An 18,201-nucleotide genomic window follows, 5' to 3' on the forward strand; every position below is an offset into this window, starting at 1 on the left:
CCCCAGGGCCCGCCCCCAGGGATCCGTCCGCCCCAGGGACCGACCGGCCTCGGCCCTCGACCGGCCCCCGTGCATCAGACCTCGACCGTCCTCCCGTCCAGGAACGTCAGCACCACCGAGTCCGCGCCCACCCGCACCCGCACCGAATCGCGCAGCGCCTCCGGATGCACGGTGTCCCGGGAGAGGGCGACCAACGACACATGGATGCTCCGCCCGCCCGGGTGCGGCCGGCTGCGCAGATACGGGATCGCGGAGCGCGGGCCGTACGCGTTGGACTGGACGTCACGCGCGACACCGGCTCCCTCGGTGCCGCCGTCCCAGCCGTACAGCGCGACCAGGGCGCTGCTCAGGCCGTCGGCCGTACGGGCGAGCGCCCAGTCGGGACCGGACACGGCGAACGGGTTCTCCTCATGAGCGACCGCGTGACCGCCCTCCCGCACCACCGCTCCCTCGGGCGCCTCGACCCGGTGCACCCGGATCTCCCACGGGCCGTGCAGCACGCTCGTCGTCTCGATCCGGTACGGCTGGTCGTCACCGGGCAGCCGGGCCGCGTACCAGGACGCGGCGACGCGGTCCTCGCAGCGCAGCGGATGGATGCGGCGGCGGGACGACGGGGTGCCGTCCGGGGCCACGAGCGCCAGATGGCCGTCGACGGAGCGCGTCACGGCGTGCGGGGCGGCTTCGGGTGCCGTCGCCGTCGAGTAGGCGAGCTTCGCGTAGTGCGGATCATGGGTGCCCTCGGACGGATCGTCCGCCTCGTGGTACGGAGGATTGTGGTCGCTCCCGTGGTTGATCAGCCGCACGATGCCGTCGTCGCGGGTGCCGTGCAGCAGCCAGCCGGGGGCGGGCAGCGCGGTGTACTGGTCGGACTCCTCGATGGGCAGGGGGAGTTCGCGGGCCGTCCATACCGGATGGTCCGCCGGGAGCAGCAGTCCGAGGAAGCCCTTGCTCGCCCAGTACGGCGAGGCGGGGCCGGAGTACGGCTGGGTGCTCGGCAGGAAGGTGTCGTACCAGCCGAGCGGCAGCAGCCCCCGCTCGTCCGGCACACCGCGTTCCGCGAAGTGCCGCATCGTGCCCGAGGCGAGCCGGCGTGTGAGCCCCGGCGCCAGCGGGGTGCAGTCGGCGAGTGCGCCCATCCACACCGGTGCGAGCGCGGCGAAGCGGTACGTCAGCGACCGGCCCTGGTGGACCGGTGCGCCGTCCGATCCGAAGAAGTGCGGGTAGTCCTCCAGGAAGCGGCTGAGCCGCTGCCGGTAGACCTCGCTCCGGCCGCCGTCGTCGGGGCCCGCGATCCGCGACCACAACAGCGGGTACAGATGCATGGCCCAGCCGATGTAGTAGTCGAAATTGCGGCCGTCCCCGTCGGTGTACCAGCCGTCACCGACGTACCAGTCCTCGATCCTGTCCAGATTGCTCTCGATGTCCGAGCGGCTGTACGGGGCGCCGACCGAGGCGAGGAACTGCTCGGACACCACCTGGAAGAGTCGCCAGTTGTTGTCCCAGGTGCGCCCGCCCACGAACCCGGAGAACCAGTCGACGACCCGCTCCTGCACCCGGGCGTCCAGCCGGTCCCAGATCCACGGCCGGGTCTCGTGCAGTGCGACCGCCACCGAAGCCGCCTCCACCATCTGCTGCGAACAGTCCGTCAGCCGCGGCCAGGACTCACCGCTCCGGGGGTCCGTGCCCGCGGCCAGTCCTGCCGTGTACCGCTCGATCAGTGCGGGGTCGACCGCCCCGCCCGCGCCTGCGATCCGGCAGGCGGCGAGCAGGAACGACCGGGCGAATCCTTCGAGACCGTCCGAGACGACCCCCGACCAGCTGTTGCGGCCGGGCAGCCGGTACTGCGCGAAGCCGGGGGTCGCGTGGGGGACCAGCGCGTCCAGCATCCGGTCGGCCGTCGCCTCCCAGTGGGCCCGGGTCCAGCCGGTACGGGAGGACAGGATCCGGTCGGGCGGCGGAAGTTGCAGATGCGGTGCGACGGACATGGTGGTGCGGCTCCTCGGAAAGGGGGCGAAGGGGTGGCTCACGGCCTCGCCCACGATGGGCAGCGGCGTCGCGGTGTCCGGGGCCTCCGCCTTGGATCCGAAGGCCCTGGACGCCGCTCCTTCTCTCACTGCCCAGCGTGGGCGAGGCCGTTACTGGATGAGTTCGGCTCGGTGGGTGTGGCCGCGCGAGCCGCCGACGGCGACGGTGAGTACGGGCCTGCGGCCCGGGACGAGGCTCACCGTGTCATCGGCTTCCACCACCGACCGCACGTGGAACGGCAGCTCGACCGAGAGCGTGGTGAGCGTCCGGCCCGGGTCGGCGACCGCGACCGAGACGCGGCCGCCCCGCCGCTGCACGAGCACCGATGCCGGACCGGAGGCCGTGATCCCGGCCGCGGTTCCGGCGCCCCAGAAGTTCACGGCGGTCAGTCCCGCCCGGCGCACCTCCACGGCCTGCGCGGTGGCGTCGTTGGCGACTGTCCGGACCGGTCGGGAGTGCGACCAGACCGAGGTCGCCGCCGCCGACGCGCCGGGCAGCAGCACATAGGCGTACCGGGCGTCGGTGGGGGAGAGACCGTGGTCGACCCAGAGCGTGAGGTAGCGCCGGGTGACGGGATCGGCGCTGCCGCCCGTGTCCGCACCGGTGTTGATGGCCCGCCAGGTACCGGTGCGCTGCTCGCGCAGGGCGCGCAGGGCGGTCCCCTCGGGGAAGACATAGCCGCCGACGCCCTCGACATGCGCCCACCGGGCTCGCTCGAAGTCCTGGGTCCAGCCCTGGTCGACGGGCTGCCGGACGCCGTCGACCAGCAGCCCGTGCCGTCCGTCCGTGCCGAGATTGCGGTTCTCGACGATCGTCTCCACCGTGCGGCCGTCGCTCGCGGTGATGCCCGTGCCGAGCGCGATCACCGCGTTGTCCAGCAGGAACCAGGACTTCTTGGTCCTCAGGGTGGTCCCCTGGGCGCCGATCACCTCCATCGCGGCGGCCCCGTACCGGCCGCCCAGCACGGCCCCGCCCGCGACGGCGTTCGTCGGACGGTAGGTGGACGTACCGGCGCCCGTGCCGAGATCGGCCCGCTGCCGGGTGTCGACCGTGGTGCCGGGGAGCCGGTACGGGTCGACGGTGGGCCAGAAGCCGTCGTTGAACTGCCCGAGGTCGTCGCCGTCGTACAGATACGTCATACCGTCGCCGGTGTACCAGCCGTGCAGATTCTCGCCGTTGCCCGCCTCGTACGCCGAGATCCGCTTCGACGACAGCGACAGCGCGCAGGCCCATCCGGGACGGCGGTGCACGACGCGGTCCATGTCGGCGAAGACGAAGTGACCTGTCGTGCGCGCCTCGGCCTCGACCGTATGGTCGTTCAGCACGGCCTTGGCCAGGGCGAGTTGGGGCAGTGTCGCCAGGGCCGTGAAAGGTGTGGTGCGGTTGCGGGTCAGCCAGCCCTTGACCAGTGCCCGCCAGCGGCCCGCGTACGTGGCGGGGGCGCCGGACGCGAGGAGCAGGATCGCGGAGAGGGCCGTCGCACCGTCGCGGTGGTCACCGGCGCGTTCCCGGGAGATCGCCCGGCCGCGCACCGAGTCCATCATCAGCCCGTCGAAGACCACCGGGGCGAAGGTCCGTTCCACCGCCTCGTACATCACCGACACGTCCGGGTCGACGACCGCCCACTCGGAGCCTGCGAGGAGCGCCAGCAGATAGGCGGTGCCGTTGAGCAGCACGATGCCGTACGAACCGGTGTAGGCGACCACGTCGTGCTGGACGAACGAACCGTCCTCGTAGAAGCCGTCACCCGAACTCGTATAACGGAACAGGCTGTTGCGTCCCGAGTCGCGCACGTCCGAGAGCGCGTCACGGGCGGATGCGAGCTTGCCGGCGTCCTGCCCCAGCAACCCGCGCAACGCCACGATGACGGCCTTGTCGGTGCGGTTGGCGCCGGTCTCGGCGAGAGTGGGGGAGTTGGTACGGCGGTCCGCGTCCGGGCAGAAGCGGTCGACGACCGCCAGATAGTCCGCCAGATCGGCTGCGGGAAGCCTCTCGCGGAGGAGGACGGAGCAGTCCATCAGGGCACGTGGGGCGCCGATCTCCCAGAACCACCAGTTGCCGGTTTCGCGCTTGGCCGGGTTGTACGCGGTGTCGTGGGTGAAGCGCAGTGCGGCGACGAGGGCGTCCGCCACCTCCGTGCTCCCGGCGAGGGAGGTGCCCTCGGTGGCCCAGGCGGTGGCGACGGTGCGCAGCCGGGTGTAGCTCTGACCGAAGTTTCCCGGGTCGGTGAGCGGGGCGAGGTCGGACCAGAGGGCGGTCCGTCCGGCACTGCGGTCGAGGCTCTTCCAGAGCCCCTCGGCCGTGCTGTCCAGGGCCGCGAGCGCCGCTGTGAAATCGGTGTCGGACGGGTCGAACCCGCCGCCGGTGAGCAGTGTTTCGGCCCGCTGGAGAAGGGTGCCGAAGTCCGCTGCCGCCGTTGCTCCGTCGGACGCGGCCGCGACGGGCCGCGCCTGCGCGGCGCCCGCCGACGTCATGAGCGTCGTCCCGGCCGTGACGGCCGTGGCGGTGCCCGCCGCGAGAAGGGTCCTTCTGCTGAGGTTCACGGTGGTTCCTTTTCCGCCTCGGTCAGTCCGTCAGCGTGGACGGGTCGACGGGGGGCTTCGGCAGGTTCAGGGCGGCGAGTTCGGCCCTTCCTGTGGCGTCGATCGGGAACGCCCAGGTGTTCACGAAGAAGTCGGTGAGGTCGTGGCCGGCGACGCGGCTGGAGTACGTGGCGAGGGCCCGGTAGCGCTTGTCGTTCTCCGTGTACTGGGACTGCGGGTTCTCCTCGCGCACCAGTTTGTGCAGCCGGGGCCAGAAGTCGTCGCCGAAGGCCAGTTCCAGCTGGCGCAGCGGGACGAGTTTCTCGTAGGCGCCGAACGACTTCTCGTAACTCAGGCCGTCCGTGCCGAACTTGCGCTGCGCCGATTGGAAGTAGGTGAGTCCCGTCGTCGCATCGACCGTGAGGAGGTTGGACGGCTGCTTCAGGGTCCGCTGCGCGGCCAGCGAGTAGATGTTGACCGTGACCTCGGTCAGACCGCCGGGCTTGTAGGCGAACTGCTGGTGCAGATGGCCGAGTTCGTGGTAGAGGCCCCAGCCGCGGGTGCGCAGTCCCTCCACCGTCGTGGCCCGGTCGAGATAGGCCCGCGGGAAGCCGTTGTAGCCGTGGGTGGCGTAGGCGCCGACACCGGTCGGCACCTTGCTGACCTCGGTGAAGTGGTACGGACCCGCCTTGCGGCGGTGCACCGGCTTCGAACCGTCGAGACCGCTGATCCGGGCATGCGAGTCGATGATCGTCTCGACCAGTCCGAGCAGGGCGGCATGGTCCTCGCCCCGGTGGAGCAGTGCGCCCTCGCGGGTGAGCGTCATGATCGTGCGCGGGGCGTGGAGCTCGACGTACGGCGATGTGGTGAGTGTGTCCAGCTGCTGCTGGTAGTCGGCCTCGGTGGTGCGTCCCAGCGTGAAGACCGGCATGGTGACGGCACCGGAGCGGACCAGCACTCCGGCGCGCTCGCCGCTGCCCGTCAGGGTGAGGTAGACCGGGCCGCCGTGCGGGTCCGTCACGGTATTGGCGCCCGCGGTCAGCGGGTAGCTCCGGGGCTCGGTGATCTCGCCGTAGTAGTCCCAGGCACCGATCCACAGGGTGGGCAGCAGACCGTCGTACGGCTGGACGGTGAGGGTGAGCGGGGTACCGGCCGGGACGTACAGGCCGGTGGGCTGGAACTCCGAGCCGCGCAGGGCCTGCCCGAGCCGCAGACGCTCGGCCTCGGCGGCCGGCCGCGCGGTCAGCGTCAGCCGGACCGGACGGCCCGCGCCCGGACCGGAGGAGGCGCCGGCCGTCGCGGCTCGGGCCGTGCCCGCGCTCAGGGCGATCGCCGCGCCGACTCCGGCCGCGGCGGTGAGAACGGAACGCCGCCCGACGAGGGAGGGGGCGGAGGAAGGGGAGGTGGCGGAGGGGACGCAGTCAGTGATTGTGCGCATGCGGAACTCTCCCTGCAGAAACGAGTGAGGGGCGGAAGCGTGCGGAACGGGTGCTGCTCGGCGCCAGCATGTAAGCGGTTGCTATCGAGCCGCAAGGGGAGTCACGAAGTTACTGTGATTTTCTATGGCCAACTGTGGACAGGCGGGAAGTAAGCGGTCACATGCGGGTGGACCGGCCGGGCCGTGGCGCAACGGAATCGCGTACCACGATGTGGGTCCCGAGCCGCAGCGTGCCCGTGGTCGGCTCGCGCCAGTCGTCCTCGTCCCCGCCGGTGACGGCGAGCCGTACCGCCTGGCGTCCCATCTCCTCCAGTGGAATGTGGACGGTGGTCAGTCGCGGCCTCAGCTCCTGAGCCACCGGAATGTCGTCGTACCCCACCAGGGACACGTCCATCGGTACCCGGATCCCGGCTTCCTCCAGGGCCTGCGCCGCGCCCGCCGCCACCATGTCGTTGGCGGCGAAGACCGCGGTGAAGTCCGGTCCGTCCCGCAGCAGTTCCGCCATCCGTCGGTACCCGAAGTTACGGCTGAAGGCGCCGGGCTGGACGAGCTCGGGGTCCATGGCGACACCGCGCAGTTCCAGGGCCCGCTGATGCCCGGCCAGCCGGTCGCGGGTGGTGGAGAGCTTGGGCGGTCCCCCGAGGTAGAGGATCCGCTCGTGCCCCTGCATCAGCAGATGGTCGGTGATGGCGAAGGCGCCGCCCTCGTTGTCGTACTCGATCGCGACGGTCGGTGCCTGCTCGCCCAGCGGCGACCTGCCGCACAGCACGAGCTTCGATCCGCCCGCGTCCAGCTCGCGTGCCCTGCGGGCCAGTTCGGTGGTGTAGCCGCGGTCCGCGAGGGAGCCGCCGACCACGACCACGGCGTCCGCCCTGCGCTCGTGCATCAGGTCGATGAAGGCCAGCTCGCGCTGCGGGTCGCCCTGGGTGCAGCAGACCAGACAGAGCCGTCCGCCGAGCGCCGCCTCCCGTTCCACCCCGCGGGCGATGTACGCGTAGAACGGGTCGATGACCTCGTTGACGATGATGCCGACGGTGCGGTTGGAGACGCCGGCCAGCGCACGCGCGTGGGCGTTGACGACATAGCCGAGTTCGCGCATCGCGGTCTCGACACGCTCCCGAGTCGCCTCGGCGACCGGATAGTTGCGGTTCAGTACGCGGGAGACCGTGGCCGTCGAGACGCCCGCTCGCCGCGCGACATCGGTGACCGTCGCGCGCCGTTGTCCGTCCGCGGCTGTGCTCTGCCGGCGCATCCGGCTCACCCCCTGGTGACTGTTGTGTGACGCCGAGCCTAGAGCCTGCGCCGGGAATGAGTTCATGCGATCCTCCCCAGGTCGGCCCGGTGCACCGGGTGGTCGAAAGGAATGTTTCCCGCGTACCGCGCCAGCTCGTCGACGGCGAGTGCCCCGAGGCGCCCCACCTCGTTGCCCTGGGCGCCCGCCAGGTGCGGGGTGAGGAAGACATTGGGCAGGTCCCACAGGGGGTGGCCGTCCGGCAGCGGCTCGGGCGACGTCACATCGAGGACCGCGTCCAGGCGCCCGCTGACCAGATGGCCGGTCAGCGCCTCGGTGTCCACCAGAGGGCCGCGCGCCGTGTTGACGAGCAGGGTGCCGGGCCGCATCAGGCCGATCCGCCCGGCGTCGATGATGCCGCGGGTCTCGGGGGTGTCGGGGGCATGGACGGTGACCACGTCGCTGGTCGCCATCAATGTGTCCAGATCGGTCGCGGTGACACCGAGCCGCTCAGCCTCGGTCCGGCTGACGTACGGGTCGTACAGCAGGACCTCCGCGTCGAGGACCCGGAGCAGTTCGATGACCCTGCGGCCGATCCGGGACGCCCCGACCACGCCGATGGTCAATCCGTGCGTGCCGAGCCAGTGCTGGCGGTCGAGGTCGGCGCCGGTGCGGTGGGTGCGCCGGGTGCGGAAGAGCCCGGCCAGCGGGAAGACGCGCTTGGCGCCCATGATGATCGCCGCCAGGGTGAACTCGGCGACGGGTACGGCATTCGCGGCGGCGGCCGACGAGACGACGATCCCGCGGTCGAACGCGGCCGGGGACAGAAACGTTTTCACCGTGCCGGCGGCATGGATCACGGCACGCAGCGCGGGCGCCCGGTCCAGCAGGGCGGCGTCGACGGGCGGGCAGCCCCAGCCGGTGAGCAGGACCTCGGCGGAGCCCAGCGCCGCCGAGGCCTCCGGGGAGTCGAACTCGCTGACGACGGAGGGACGGAGCAGGTCGGCGGTCTCTTCCAGACGTGCCCGTACCGGTGGCGGAAAGACGTCGTCGAGCAGTCCGGGGCTCATGACCAGGACGGTGCGCGGCCGTCGTGGGCGCGGTGCCGCGGCATCGTCACCGGAATGAGCCGGTGCCTCTTCGGTGGTTCGCACCCTGCCTCCGGATAGTAATCGCGTTCTATGGAATGACCGGCACGCTAAGGAGCGCGATGGTCGACCGTCAAGCTCACGACCATCCCAACTGTCCAGTTCAGAAGCATTTTTGCTGATTCGTTGGGCGGGAATCGCTGACTGGGGCGCTGCGGCTCGACGTCTTTCAGTCGGATCTCTTGACGCTTGGGTTAACCGCTTACTAACTTGCGGCCCCAGAAGGCTCACCATGCGCCACCCAGCCGAACAGGACGCACCATGGCTGAAACAGCACCCCCGTTGCCGCGGGAGAAACGGCGACAGAAGGCCGAAAAATCCTCCCCGCCCGCTGCCCAGGCCGTCGTCGCACAGCACCGGCTGACGCTCTGGCAGCGGATCAAGCGGGACCGGGTGATGCTGCTGCTCACCCTGCCCGGCCTGCTGTACTTCGTCGTCTTCCACTACGTGCCGCTGCTCGGCTATGTCGTGGCGTTCCAGGACTATCAGCCGTACCTCGGGTACATGCACAGCGTCTGGGTGGGGTTCGCCAACTTCTCCGCGGCGTTCGGTGAGCCGGCCTTCTGGTCCGCGACGTTCAACACCCTGGAGATCGCCCTCGTCCAGCTGGTGTTCTTCTTCCCGATCCCGATCGCCCTGGCCCTGCTGCTCAACAGCATCGCCAGCGACCGCATCAGGCGCTTCGTGCAGAGCGTCGTCTATCTGCCGCACTTCATCGGCTGGGTCATCATCGTCTCGATCTTCCAGCAGATCCTGGGTGGCGCCGGACTCCTGCCCGACGTACTCGGCGGACTGGGGCTGCCGCGCTACGACATGATGAGCGACCCCGACGCCTTCCCCTGGCTGCTGACCCTCCAGGTGGCCTGGAAGGACGCCGGCTGGGGCACGATCATCATCCTCGCCGCGCTGCTGAACATCGACAAACAGCAGTACGAGGCCGCCGCGATCGACGGCGCGGGCCCGCGGCGCCGCCTGTGGCACGTGACCCTGCCGGGCATCGCCCCCGTACTCATCCTGCTGCTGATCCTCAACCTCGGGCAGATCCTCTCCGTCGGCTTCGAGCAGATCCTGCTCCAGCGCGACGCGGTCGGCCCGGACGCCGGTGAGGTCCTGGACACCTACGTCTACTACCACGGAATCAAGGACAACGACTGGGGCGTCGCCGCCGCCGTCGGACTCGTCAAGGCGGTCATCGGCACCGCACTCGTCCTGGGCGCGAACAAGTTCGCCCACCGGCTCGGCCACGAAGGGGTGTACCGCGGTGCTGACCGCTGAGAAGACGCGCGCCACATCGGAATCCACCGCACCGGCGCCCCGGCCCGCCACTGTCCGCAAGTCCGACGGCCGGCCCCCGTGGATGGAGCGGCCCACCCGCATCGGGCAGATCGCCAAGGCGGTCGCCGTCGTCGTGGTCGTCCTTGCCGTCGCCTACCCGCTGGTCGGCGTCATCGGCACGAGCTTCGCCTCGCAGACCGACATCATCAAGAGCTCCGGCCTCGTCCTGTGGCCGGACCACCCCACCCTGGACGCCTACCGCACCATCTTCACCGGCGGAGTCGTCACCCGCGCGCTGATCGTCTCCGTCGGCATCACGGTCCTCGGCACCCTCGCCAGCCTGCTCGTCACCGTCGGCATGGCGTACGGACTGTCCCGTCGCGACGTCACGGGCTCCCGCTTCATCCTGATGACGGCCCTGTTCACGATGCTCTTCAACGCGGGCATCATCCCGAACTTCCTGCTGGTCAAGGGGCTCGGGCTGTACGACACCTACGCGGCCCTCGTCATGCCCACCCTGGTGAGCGCCTTCAACCTGGTCGTCCTGCGGTCCTTCTTCATGAACCTGCCGGAGGAGCTGTACGACGCCGCGAAGGTCGACGGAGCCGGGGACTTCCGCATCCTGGTGCGGATCGTCCTGCCGCTGTCCAAGGCCGTCCTCGCCGTCATCAGCCTCTTCTACGCGGTGACGTACTGGAACGCCTTCTTCAACGCGCTCCTGTACCTCAACGACTCCGACAAATGGCCGCTGCCGATGGTGCTGCGCACCTACGTCCTGCAGGGCCAGAGCCTGAACGCCGCCTCGGCCGGCGAGGTCCTCGCCCCCCAGCAGGCCGTGCAGATGGCGGTCCTGGTGATCGCCGTCGTACCGATCCTCTGCGTCTACCCGTTCCTCCAGCGCTACTTCACCAAGGGTGTCCTCACCGGCGCCGTCAAGGGCTGAGCGCAGCCACCGCCCCCCACTCCTTCCTTCCCCTCTCCCAAGGAGATTCAGGTGTCGAGCTCCACCCCCATCAACCGCAGAGCACTGTTCCGCATGGGCGCGGGCGTCGGTCTGGGACTGGCCGCCGCCCCGCTGCTCGCCGCCTGCGGCGACGGCGGCACGACCGCGAAGGCGGAGGCCAAGAGCGCCTCGCTGCTCCCGGACACCGCGGTCCGCAACATCGGCCTCAAGCCCGACCTCGCGGGCACGGCCGCCGGGGTTCCGCAGGGTTTCTTCAGCTACCCGGCCAAGCCGTTGCGGGCCACGAAGGGCACCCCGCTCAAGGGCGCCGAGCCGATCAGCGCGACGATGGAGACCTTCTCCCCGCCGCCGCCCGCCCGCGGCAAGAACGTCGCCTGGCAGGAGATCGAGAAGCTCCTCGGCGCCCAGGTGAACATCACCGCCGTCCCCGCCGACGACTACGGCACCAAGTTCTCCACCATGGTCGCGAGCGACAGCCTGCCCGATCTCTTCATGTACCCGGAGAGCGGGGGCGTCGACAACAAGGCGGCCTTCCTCCAGGCCAAGTGCGCCGACCTGACTCCGTACCTCGCCGGGGACAAAGTCAAGGACTACCCGAACCTGGCCGCGATCCCGAAGGGCGCCTGGCAGGCCGCCATCTTCGGCGGGAAGCTGTACGGTCTCCCGATCGCCCGCACAGGTACCGGCGGCGCGGGCTTCTACCGCCACGACCTGTTCGAAGAGGTCGGCGTCACGAGCCTCGACCAGATCACCGACCTCGACCGGTTCATCGAGGTCTGCAAGGAACTGACCCGGCCCAAGAAGGACCAGTACGCCATCATCGCGGGCGCCACCACCATGCTCGCCATGTCCGCGGGCGCTCCGGGCAGCTGGCGGCTGGATGCCAAGACCGGCAAGTTCACCACGGACCTGGAAACCCCCGAGTTCCGGCAGGCCGTCGAGACCGCGCGGAACCTGTACAAGGCCGGCTGCTACTACCCCGGTACGCTCCAGATGTCCGGGGCGCAGAAGGCCCAGTACACGGACATGTTCAAGAACGGCAAGGGCGCCTACGTCTACGACGGCATGCCCACCTACCTGGCGCCCGGCGTCGGCTACATCGCCGCGATGAAGGCGATCGACACGAAGTACGACCCGCGCCCGTTCGTCCCGTTCGGCAAGGACGCCGTCACGTGGATGGACAACATCGCCCTTCAGAACACGCACATCAAGAAGGCGTCCGGGAGCCGTGTCAAGGAGATCCTCGCCTTCGCCGACTTCGCCGCCTCCCCGTTCGGCAGCGAGGAGTACACGCTGATCAACTACGGTGTCGAGGGAACCGACTTCACCCGTGACGCCAAGGGCAACCCGGCCCTCACCAAGCAGGGCACGCAGGACGTCACCGTGCCCTGGAAGTTCGCGGCATCGGCCGTCCCCGCGATCTTCAGTGCCGACTCCGAGCAGGGCGTCCGTCACGTTCACGACGCGTTCACCAAGATGATCCCGATGATGGTGCCGGACCCGACCCTCCAGTACTCCTCGCCGACTTGGGACTCCAAGGGCTCCGGCAGCCTCTACACGCTCAAGCAGGACGCGCTCAAGGACATCATCGCCGGCCGCAAGCCCATGTCCGCCTACGACCAGCTCGTCAAGGACTACCTGGCCAAGGGCGGCGAGCAGGCCCGCGGCGAGTTCGAAGAGGCCTTCCAGAAGGGGAAGAAGTGACGACGCGACGCTCGGCCCTCAGACTCGGCGGTGCGGCGGTGGCAGCGGCCGTCGCCGTACCCGCACTCGGCTCGACCGCCCTCGCACAGCCGCACGGCTTCGACCCGAAGCCCGGCTCCGACGGTGTCGGAGACCCGCTCTTCCCGACGCTCGGCAACGGTGGCTATCAGGTCGTCCACTACGACCTGACCTTCGACTTCACCCCGGTGACCTACGACTTCACTGCCGTCGTGAAGATCAACGCCAAGGCCACCCAGGACCTGTCCGCCTTCAACCTGGACACCGACGGTCACTCCATCGACTCCGTCACCGTCGCCGGCCGCCCCGCCGGCTGGGAGCTCTCGCCCGGCAAGAGCGGCCAGGAGCTCACCATCACCCCCGCCCGACCGCTCCACAACGGGCAGGCGTTCACCGTCGAGGTGCGCTATCGGGGCAACGGCAAGGCGCCCCGACTCGGCCTGACCGGCTGGAAGTTCGGCACCGACGGCGGCTTCGCCTCCGCCGCCCAGTCCTCCCGCGCCGACACCTTCCTGCCCTGCAACGACACCCCGTCCGACAAGGCGACGTGGACCTTCCACATCAGCGCCCCGCAGGGCTATGTCGCGGCCGCGAACGGCGAGTTGCTCCACAAGACCCCGCGCTCCGACGGTTCCACCGTCTGGCACTTCGCCCTGCGCGAGCGCATGGCGACCGAACTCATCGGCATCGCCGTCGTCAAGGGCACCTATCTGTACGGCACCAGCCACCGCGGACTGCCGCTGCGACACATCGTCCCGCAGGGGCAGGAGGACAAGTACGGTCCGATCGTCGCCCGTATCGCGGACCATCTGGCCTGGCTGGAGGCGAAGTTCGGCCGCTACCCGTTCTCCGTCTACGGCGTCCACATCTACGACGGCTACACCGACGCCCTGGAGAACCAGACCCTCTCCCTGTTCTCCACCAACTGGTTCAAGCTCAACGCCAACGGCCAGCCGGGCTACGAGACCACCATGGTCCACGAACTGGTCCACCAGTGGTTCGGCGACTCCGTCACCCCCAACGACTGGCAGCAGGCCTGGCTCAACGAGGGCCCCGCCGTGTACTACGCCGGTCTGTACGGCGAGGAGCGCGGCTGGTCGGTCTTCGAGGACAAGATGAAGGCGACGTACGAGAAGCTCGACGCGGTCCGCGCCGCCGACGGCCCGCCCGGACTGCCCAAGGCGCTCGGCGGCACCAACATCTACGACGGTGGCGCGCTCGTCCTGTACGCCCTCGGTCTTCAGATCGGTCAGCGGCAGTTCGACCGGGTCATGCGTGAGTGGGTGAAGCGCTTCAAGGACTCCACCTGCACCAGCGAGGCCTTCATCCGGCACACGGTCGACGTCACCGGCGACAAGTCCCTCGACCCGTTCCTGCGCGACTGGCTCTTCGGAGCCGTGAACCCGCCCATGCCCGGCCACCCCGACTGGAAGGCCTCCGCGTGAACCGCCGCCCTCTGAACGTCGTACGGACAACCGCCGCTGCCGCCACCGCTGCCGTCCTGGCCGCACTCCTCTCCGCCCCGGCCGCCCTGGCCGCACCCGGGGTCCGCACGCTCTACGCGGCCCCGGACGGACACGGCAGCTCCTGTACGGCCGCCCGCCCCTGCACCCCCGAAGGCGCCCGGGACGCGGCCCGGACCGAGACCGGGCGCGATGTCCGCGTGCTCCTGAAGAACGGTACGTACAAGCGCGACGCCCCCCTGAAGCTCGGCGTCGCCGACTCCGGGAAGGACGGACACACCGTCACCTGGGCCGCGGCGCCGGGCGCCCGCCCTGTCCTCTCCGGCGGACAGGACATCACCGGCTGGCGGCAGAACGCCGACGGCACCTGGACCGCTGACGTCCCGGCGGGCGTCACTCCCCGCCAGCTCTTCATCGACGGCCGGCGCGCGACCCGCGCCCGGGGCGCGGCCTGCGCGGCGAGCACCTGCGACGCCACCAGGACCGGCATGACCGGCGCGACCGCCACCGGCATCGCCAAGTGGCAGCACCCCACCGACGCCGAGGCCGTCATCCGGGTCCGCTGGCGCAACTACCACTGCCGGATCACGGACGTCAGCGGCGATGTCATGACCTTCGCCCAGCCCTGCTGGACCAACTCGGCGAGCGGCACCAACCGCACCGGGCCGGCCTGGGACTCCACCACGGTCGACTCCACCCGCTACAGCGGCGTCGCCTACTTCGAGAACGCCCCGGAACTCCTCGACGAACCGGGCGAGTTCGTGTGGAGTTCGCAGGACCGCACCGTGACATACCTGCCGCGCAAGGGCGAGAACATGCGCCGTGTGCAGGCCGTCACCCCGCACACCGAGCAGCTGCTCGTCGTCGACGGTGCCCACGACCTCACCGTCAGCGGAATCGGATTCGCCTACGCGGCGTACCGTCAGCCGGACACCGACGAGGGCTACGCGGGCATGCAGGCCGGTCTGACCCTGACGGGAGCCACCGGCCCCGTCGACCACGCGGGCCGTTTCTACACCAAGCCGTCCGCCGCGCTCACCGTGCACGGTGGCCTGCGCGTCAGCATCGACAACGCCAGGTTCAGCCGCCTCGGCGGGGCGGGCGCGATCCTGGAAGCGGGCACCAAGGACAGCTCACTGACCCACTCGTCCTTCACCGACCTGTCGTCCGGCGCGGTGTACGTGGGCGACACCGAGCCGATGCCCGGGGCGGCGCTCGCGGGGGAGCGGAACACCGTCGCGTACAACACCATCAGCCGCACCGGCGTCGAGTACACCGACTCGGTGGGGATCTGGGCCGGTTACGAGGCCCAGCTGACCATCGACCACAACAGCCTGGACCACCTCCCGTACTCCGGGATCTCGGTCGGCTGGGGCTGGAACCAGCCAGAGGCCCGGAAGTCCGTACTGCGCGACAACCAGGTGACCGGCAACCGGATCACCGACGTCATGGAGGTCGCACAGGCACAGCACGACGGCGGCGCGATCTACACCCAGGGCGCCCAGCCGGGCACGGTCGTCTCCGGTAACTACATCAACCGCTCCGCCTTCGGCAACACCGAGCGCGACGGCAACGGCATCTACCTCGACGAGCAGTCCTCGCACATCGTCGTCGAGCGGAACGTCGTCACCCGCATCGGCTACAAGTGGGTCTCCAACTGGGCGGACTACGGCATCCAGAACACCGCGCGGGGCAACTGGACCGACACGGCCGCGCCGGCTCTCGGCGGCAAGGGATCGGTCATGACGGACAACCTGACCGGCCTGGACCGACTCCCGGCCGAAGCCCTCGCCGTCGCCGCGCGAGCGGGTGTCGACGGCGGCACGGTCGAGCAGTTGAGGACCGACCTGGCCCGAACCGGCACCGCGACCCAGTCCTCCACCGAGGGCACCGCCGCGGCGGCACTCGCCCTGGACGCCGACACCAACACCGACACCCGCACGCTGTCGGAGGCGGGCGCCTGGTGGCAGGTCGACCTGGGCCGCGAACGACACATCCGGCAGATCGAGATCTGGAACAACTCCTCGTCCACGACGGCCGACTTCGATGTCGTGACGGACGACGGAACGGTCCACGTCAGCGGGAAGGCACTGCGTCCGACCGTGCTGAATCTGGACAGCCGGACCCGCACGGTTCGGATCGTGACCTCCGGCACGGGCCGCGTGGCACTCTCCCAGGTGCTCGTCCACCCGTAACGGTCCGCTCTCCGTCGCCGGACACCCCGGCACCCGGGCGCCGCCGGTCACCCGACCGGCGGCGTTCCCGTGCTCTCCCGCACCACCACCTTTCCCGCGACCCGTACCACCCGGGCCCGCCGCCGCGCGGACCGCTCCCGCAGCGCCAGCGCGATCACGTCCTCGCCCATCGCGGTCAGCGGCAGCGCCACCGTGGTGAGTGCCGGTGACAGTTCCCGTACCAGCGGAATGTCGTCGAAGCCGGCGAGCGAGACATCCTCCGGTACCCGCAGTCCCCCTTCCCGCAGCGCGGCGAGCGCACCGACCGCCATCACATCGGTGACCGCGAACACACAGGTCGGCCGCGGTCCGTCGCCGACCAGCAGCGCGCGGGCCGCCGCGTACCCGCCATCACGGGTGAACGCGCCCTCCACGACCCGGTCGAGCCCGATCCCCGCCTCCGCGAGGCCTTCCCGGAAGCCGGTCAGCCGGTCCGAGACCGTGGTCAGCGCGGGCGGACCGGTGAGCACCGCGAATCTCCGGTGTCCGAGCGAGACCAGCCTCCGGGCGAGCGCGGCCGCCCCCGCCCGGTTCTCCGGCTGCACGGTGTCCACGCGCAGGCTGCGATGCCGGCTGACGACGGCCACCCGGCCCCCGCCCCGTACGTAAGGCTCCAGTTCGGCATCCAGGGCGCGCTCCCACGCCCGGTCCTGGAACCCGGAGCCGATGAGCAGGATCGCTCGGGCGCGCTGGGCCCGCAGCATCGAGACATAGGCGATCTCCCGGGCGGGTTCCCGGAAGGTGGAGGCCAGCATCACCAGCAGGTCCTGCTCGGCCGCGGCCCGCATCACACCACTCGACACGGCGGCGAAGTACGGATCACTGACGTCATGACAGATGAGTCCCACCGTACGGTTGTTGGCCGAACTCGCGAGTGCCTGCGCGTGCGCGTTGGGTATGTAGCCGAGCCTGTCCGCAGCCGCCCGTACCCGTTCGCGCAGCTCGTCCCGGACCCGGGTCGTGCCGTTGAGAGCGCGCGAAGCGGTGGCGGAGGAGACGCCTGCCTCCCGGGCCACGGCGTCGAGCGTCACATGCGTCGCTGCGGGAAGGCCGCCGCGCGGCTCCGGACGGTGCGCTGTTCCCCGTTCACTCAACTCGACCCCCAAGGGCGCGGTGGTGGAAGGCCACGAAACTTGTCGACGACCTATTGACCGTGCGTGCAGGCAGTCATTAGCGTGGCGAAAACCTTATCAGAAAGCGCTTTCTGAAAGCGCCTTCTCGTCATCGCAGGATCGCACAGCTCTCCACAACTGCACCCGAAGCGGCGGGAGTTCATAGTGAGCCAGAGCGCGTTGACCAAAAGTCCCCCTGAGGCGGAGGGGGTTGTCCGACGGGCCGGTCCCTCGGCGGGGGAGCGGTTCGCGCGGGCGGCCGAGCAGAGCTGGCGGCCCGTCGCCCTGCTGCTGGCCTGTTTCGCCGTCTGGTGGGTGATCTCGGCGGCGGAGCTGGTGAAGCCGTATCTCGTACCGTCACCCGGGGCGACCCTCGATGTCCTCACCGGCAAGGCCGGCTATCTCTGGCAGCACACCTGGGTGACCACATACGAAACGCTGCTCGGCTTCCTGATCGCCGTGGCCGTCGGTGTACTGGCGGCGGTCGTCATGGTGTACTCCTCGACCGTCGAGCGCACGCTCTATCCCATTCTGCTGTTCGCCCAGGTCGTACCGAAGATCGCGGTCGCGCCGCTGTTCGTCGTGTGGCTCGGCTTCGGCATCGAACCGAAGATCCTCATCGCCGTGCTCATCGCCTTCTTCCCCGTCGTGATCTCCATGGTGACCGGCCTCAAGGCGGTCGACCCGGAGATGCTCCAGCTGTCGGCGACGATGGGCGCCAGGCCCTGGCAGACCTTCCTCAAGATCCGCTTCCCGGCCTCGCTCCCGCATCTCTTCTCCGGGCTCAAGGTCGCGGTCACCCTGGCGGTCACCGGCGCGGTCGTCGGCGAGTTCGTCGGCGCCAACGAGGGCCTGGGCTATGTGATCCTCCAGGCCAACGGCAACCTCGACACCCCGATGCTCTTCGCCGGGCTGCTCGTGATGTCACTCATCGGCGTCGTGCTCTTCGTCGCCGTGGAGATCGCCGAAATGCTGCTGCTCCCGTGGCACGCCAGCCGCCGGGACACCTCCGCCACCACCACGTACTGACTCCGTCATACCGACTTCGTCGCGAGAAGGGCCAGCCC

At 70.0% G+C, this 18,201-nt stretch carries 12 protein-coding genes; 6 read left to right on the top strand and 6 right to left on the bottom strand.

The genetic code is table 11. The features are described 5' to 3' along the window. Nucleotides 1-74 precede the first annotated feature (74 nt). The 5 genes from ACIQCZ_RS33765 to ACIQCZ_RS33785 all read right to left on the bottom strand — a co-directional run bounded on the left by ACIQCZ_RS33765 (nucleotide 75) and on the right by ACIQCZ_RS33785 (nucleotide 8,286). On the bottom strand, nucleotides 75-1,985 hold the full coding sequence (locus tag ACIQCZ_RS33765; RefSeq protein WP_402288221.1) for a DUF2264 domain-containing protein: 1,911 nt from the start codon (nucleotides 1,983-1,985) through the stop codon (nucleotides 75-77). Between the two features lie 150 nt (nucleotides 1,986-2,135). After that, a complete protein-coding gene (locus tag ACIQCZ_RS33770; protein ID WP_402288375.1) occupies nucleotides 2,136-4,499 on the bottom strand; it encodes a polysaccharide lyase 8 family protein in 2,364 nt (787 codons plus the stop codon). 91 nt (nucleotides 4,500-4,590) lie between these two features. Next, complete coding sequence (locus ACIQCZ_RS33775; RefSeq protein WP_402288224.1) at nucleotides 4,591-5,985, bottom strand: M60 family metallopeptidase; 1,395 nt, start codon at nucleotides 5,983-5,985, stop codon at nucleotides 4,591-4,593. A 157-nt stretch (nucleotides 5,986-6,142) separates the two neighbouring features. Further along, nucleotides 6,143-7,237, bottom strand: coding sequence for a LacI family DNA-binding transcriptional regulator (locus ACIQCZ_RS33780; protein WP_402288228.1), 1,095 nt, complete (start codon nucleotides 7,235-7,237; stop codon nucleotides 6,143-6,145). A gap of 62 nt (nucleotides 7,238-7,299) precedes the next feature. After that, nucleotides 7,300-8,286 (bottom strand): hydroxyacid dehydrogenase, encoded by a 987-nt coding sequence (locus ACIQCZ_RS33785; RefSeq protein ID WP_402288231.1) that lies wholly within the window; start codon nucleotides 8,284-8,286, stop codon nucleotides 7,300-7,302. A 339-nt stretch (nucleotides 8,287-8,625) separates the two neighbouring features. On the opposite strand from ACIQCZ_RS33785, the gene ACIQCZ_RS33790 reads away from it, so the two are divergent. The 5 genes from ACIQCZ_RS33790 (at nucleotide 8,626) to ACIQCZ_RS33810 (ending at nucleotide 15,983) form a co-directional block, all read left to right on the top strand. Beyond that, on the top strand, nucleotides 8,626-9,639 hold the full coding sequence (locus ACIQCZ_RS33790) for an ABC transporter permease (RefSeq protein ID WP_402288233.1): 1,014 nt from the start codon (nucleotides 8,626-8,628) through the stop codon (nucleotides 9,637-9,639). Between the two features lie 82 nt (nucleotides 9,640-9,721). Continuing rightward, entirely contained in the window at nucleotides 9,722-10,582 is an 861-nt protein-coding gene (locus tag ACIQCZ_RS33795) for a carbohydrate ABC transporter permease (protein ID WP_351079888.1), read from the top strand. 51 nt (nucleotides 10,583-10,633) lie between these two features. Then, entirely contained in the window at nucleotides 10,634-12,307 is a 1,674-nt protein-coding gene (locus tag ACIQCZ_RS33800) for an extracellular solute-binding protein (protein WP_402288236.1), read from the top strand. Continuing rightward, a complete protein-coding gene (locus tag ACIQCZ_RS33805) occupies nucleotides 12,304-13,770 on the top strand; it encodes a M1 family metallopeptidase (protein WP_402288239.1) in 1,467 nt (488 codons plus the stop codon). Before ACIQCZ_RS33800 ends, ACIQCZ_RS33805 begins: the two co-directional genes overlap by 4 nt. Next, complete coding sequence (locus ACIQCZ_RS33810) at nucleotides 13,767-15,983, top strand: right-handed parallel beta-helix repeat-containing protein (protein WP_402288241.1); 2,217 nt, start codon at nucleotides 13,767-13,769, stop codon at nucleotides 15,981-15,983. Before ACIQCZ_RS33805 ends, ACIQCZ_RS33810 begins: the two co-directional genes overlap by 4 nt. 47 nt (nucleotides 15,984-16,030) lie before the next feature. On the opposite strand, the gene ACIQCZ_RS33815 is transcribed toward ACIQCZ_RS33810, so the two are convergent. Then, complete coding sequence (locus ACIQCZ_RS33815) at nucleotides 16,031-17,053, bottom strand: LacI family DNA-binding transcriptional regulator (protein ID WP_402288244.1); 1,023 nt, start codon at nucleotides 17,051-17,053, stop codon at nucleotides 16,031-16,033. A 246-nt stretch (nucleotides 17,054-17,299) separates the two neighbouring features. Here ACIQCZ_RS33815 and ACIQCZ_RS33820 point away from each other — a divergent pair, with 246 nt between their 5' ends. Continuing rightward, nucleotides 17,300-18,163: an ABC transporter permease gene (locus ACIQCZ_RS33820; RefSeq protein ID WP_402288246.1), complete on the top strand. Its 864-nt coding sequence runs from the start codon at nucleotides 17,300-17,302 to the stop codon at nucleotides 18,161-18,163. Nucleotides 18,164-18,201: the final 38 nt, after the last annotated feature.

It is taken from the genome of Streptomyces sp. NPDC093149 (genome assembly GCF_044754145.1).
Taxonomy (GTDB): domain Bacteria; phylum Actinomycetota; class Actinomycetes; order Streptomycetales; family Streptomycetaceae; genus Streptomyces.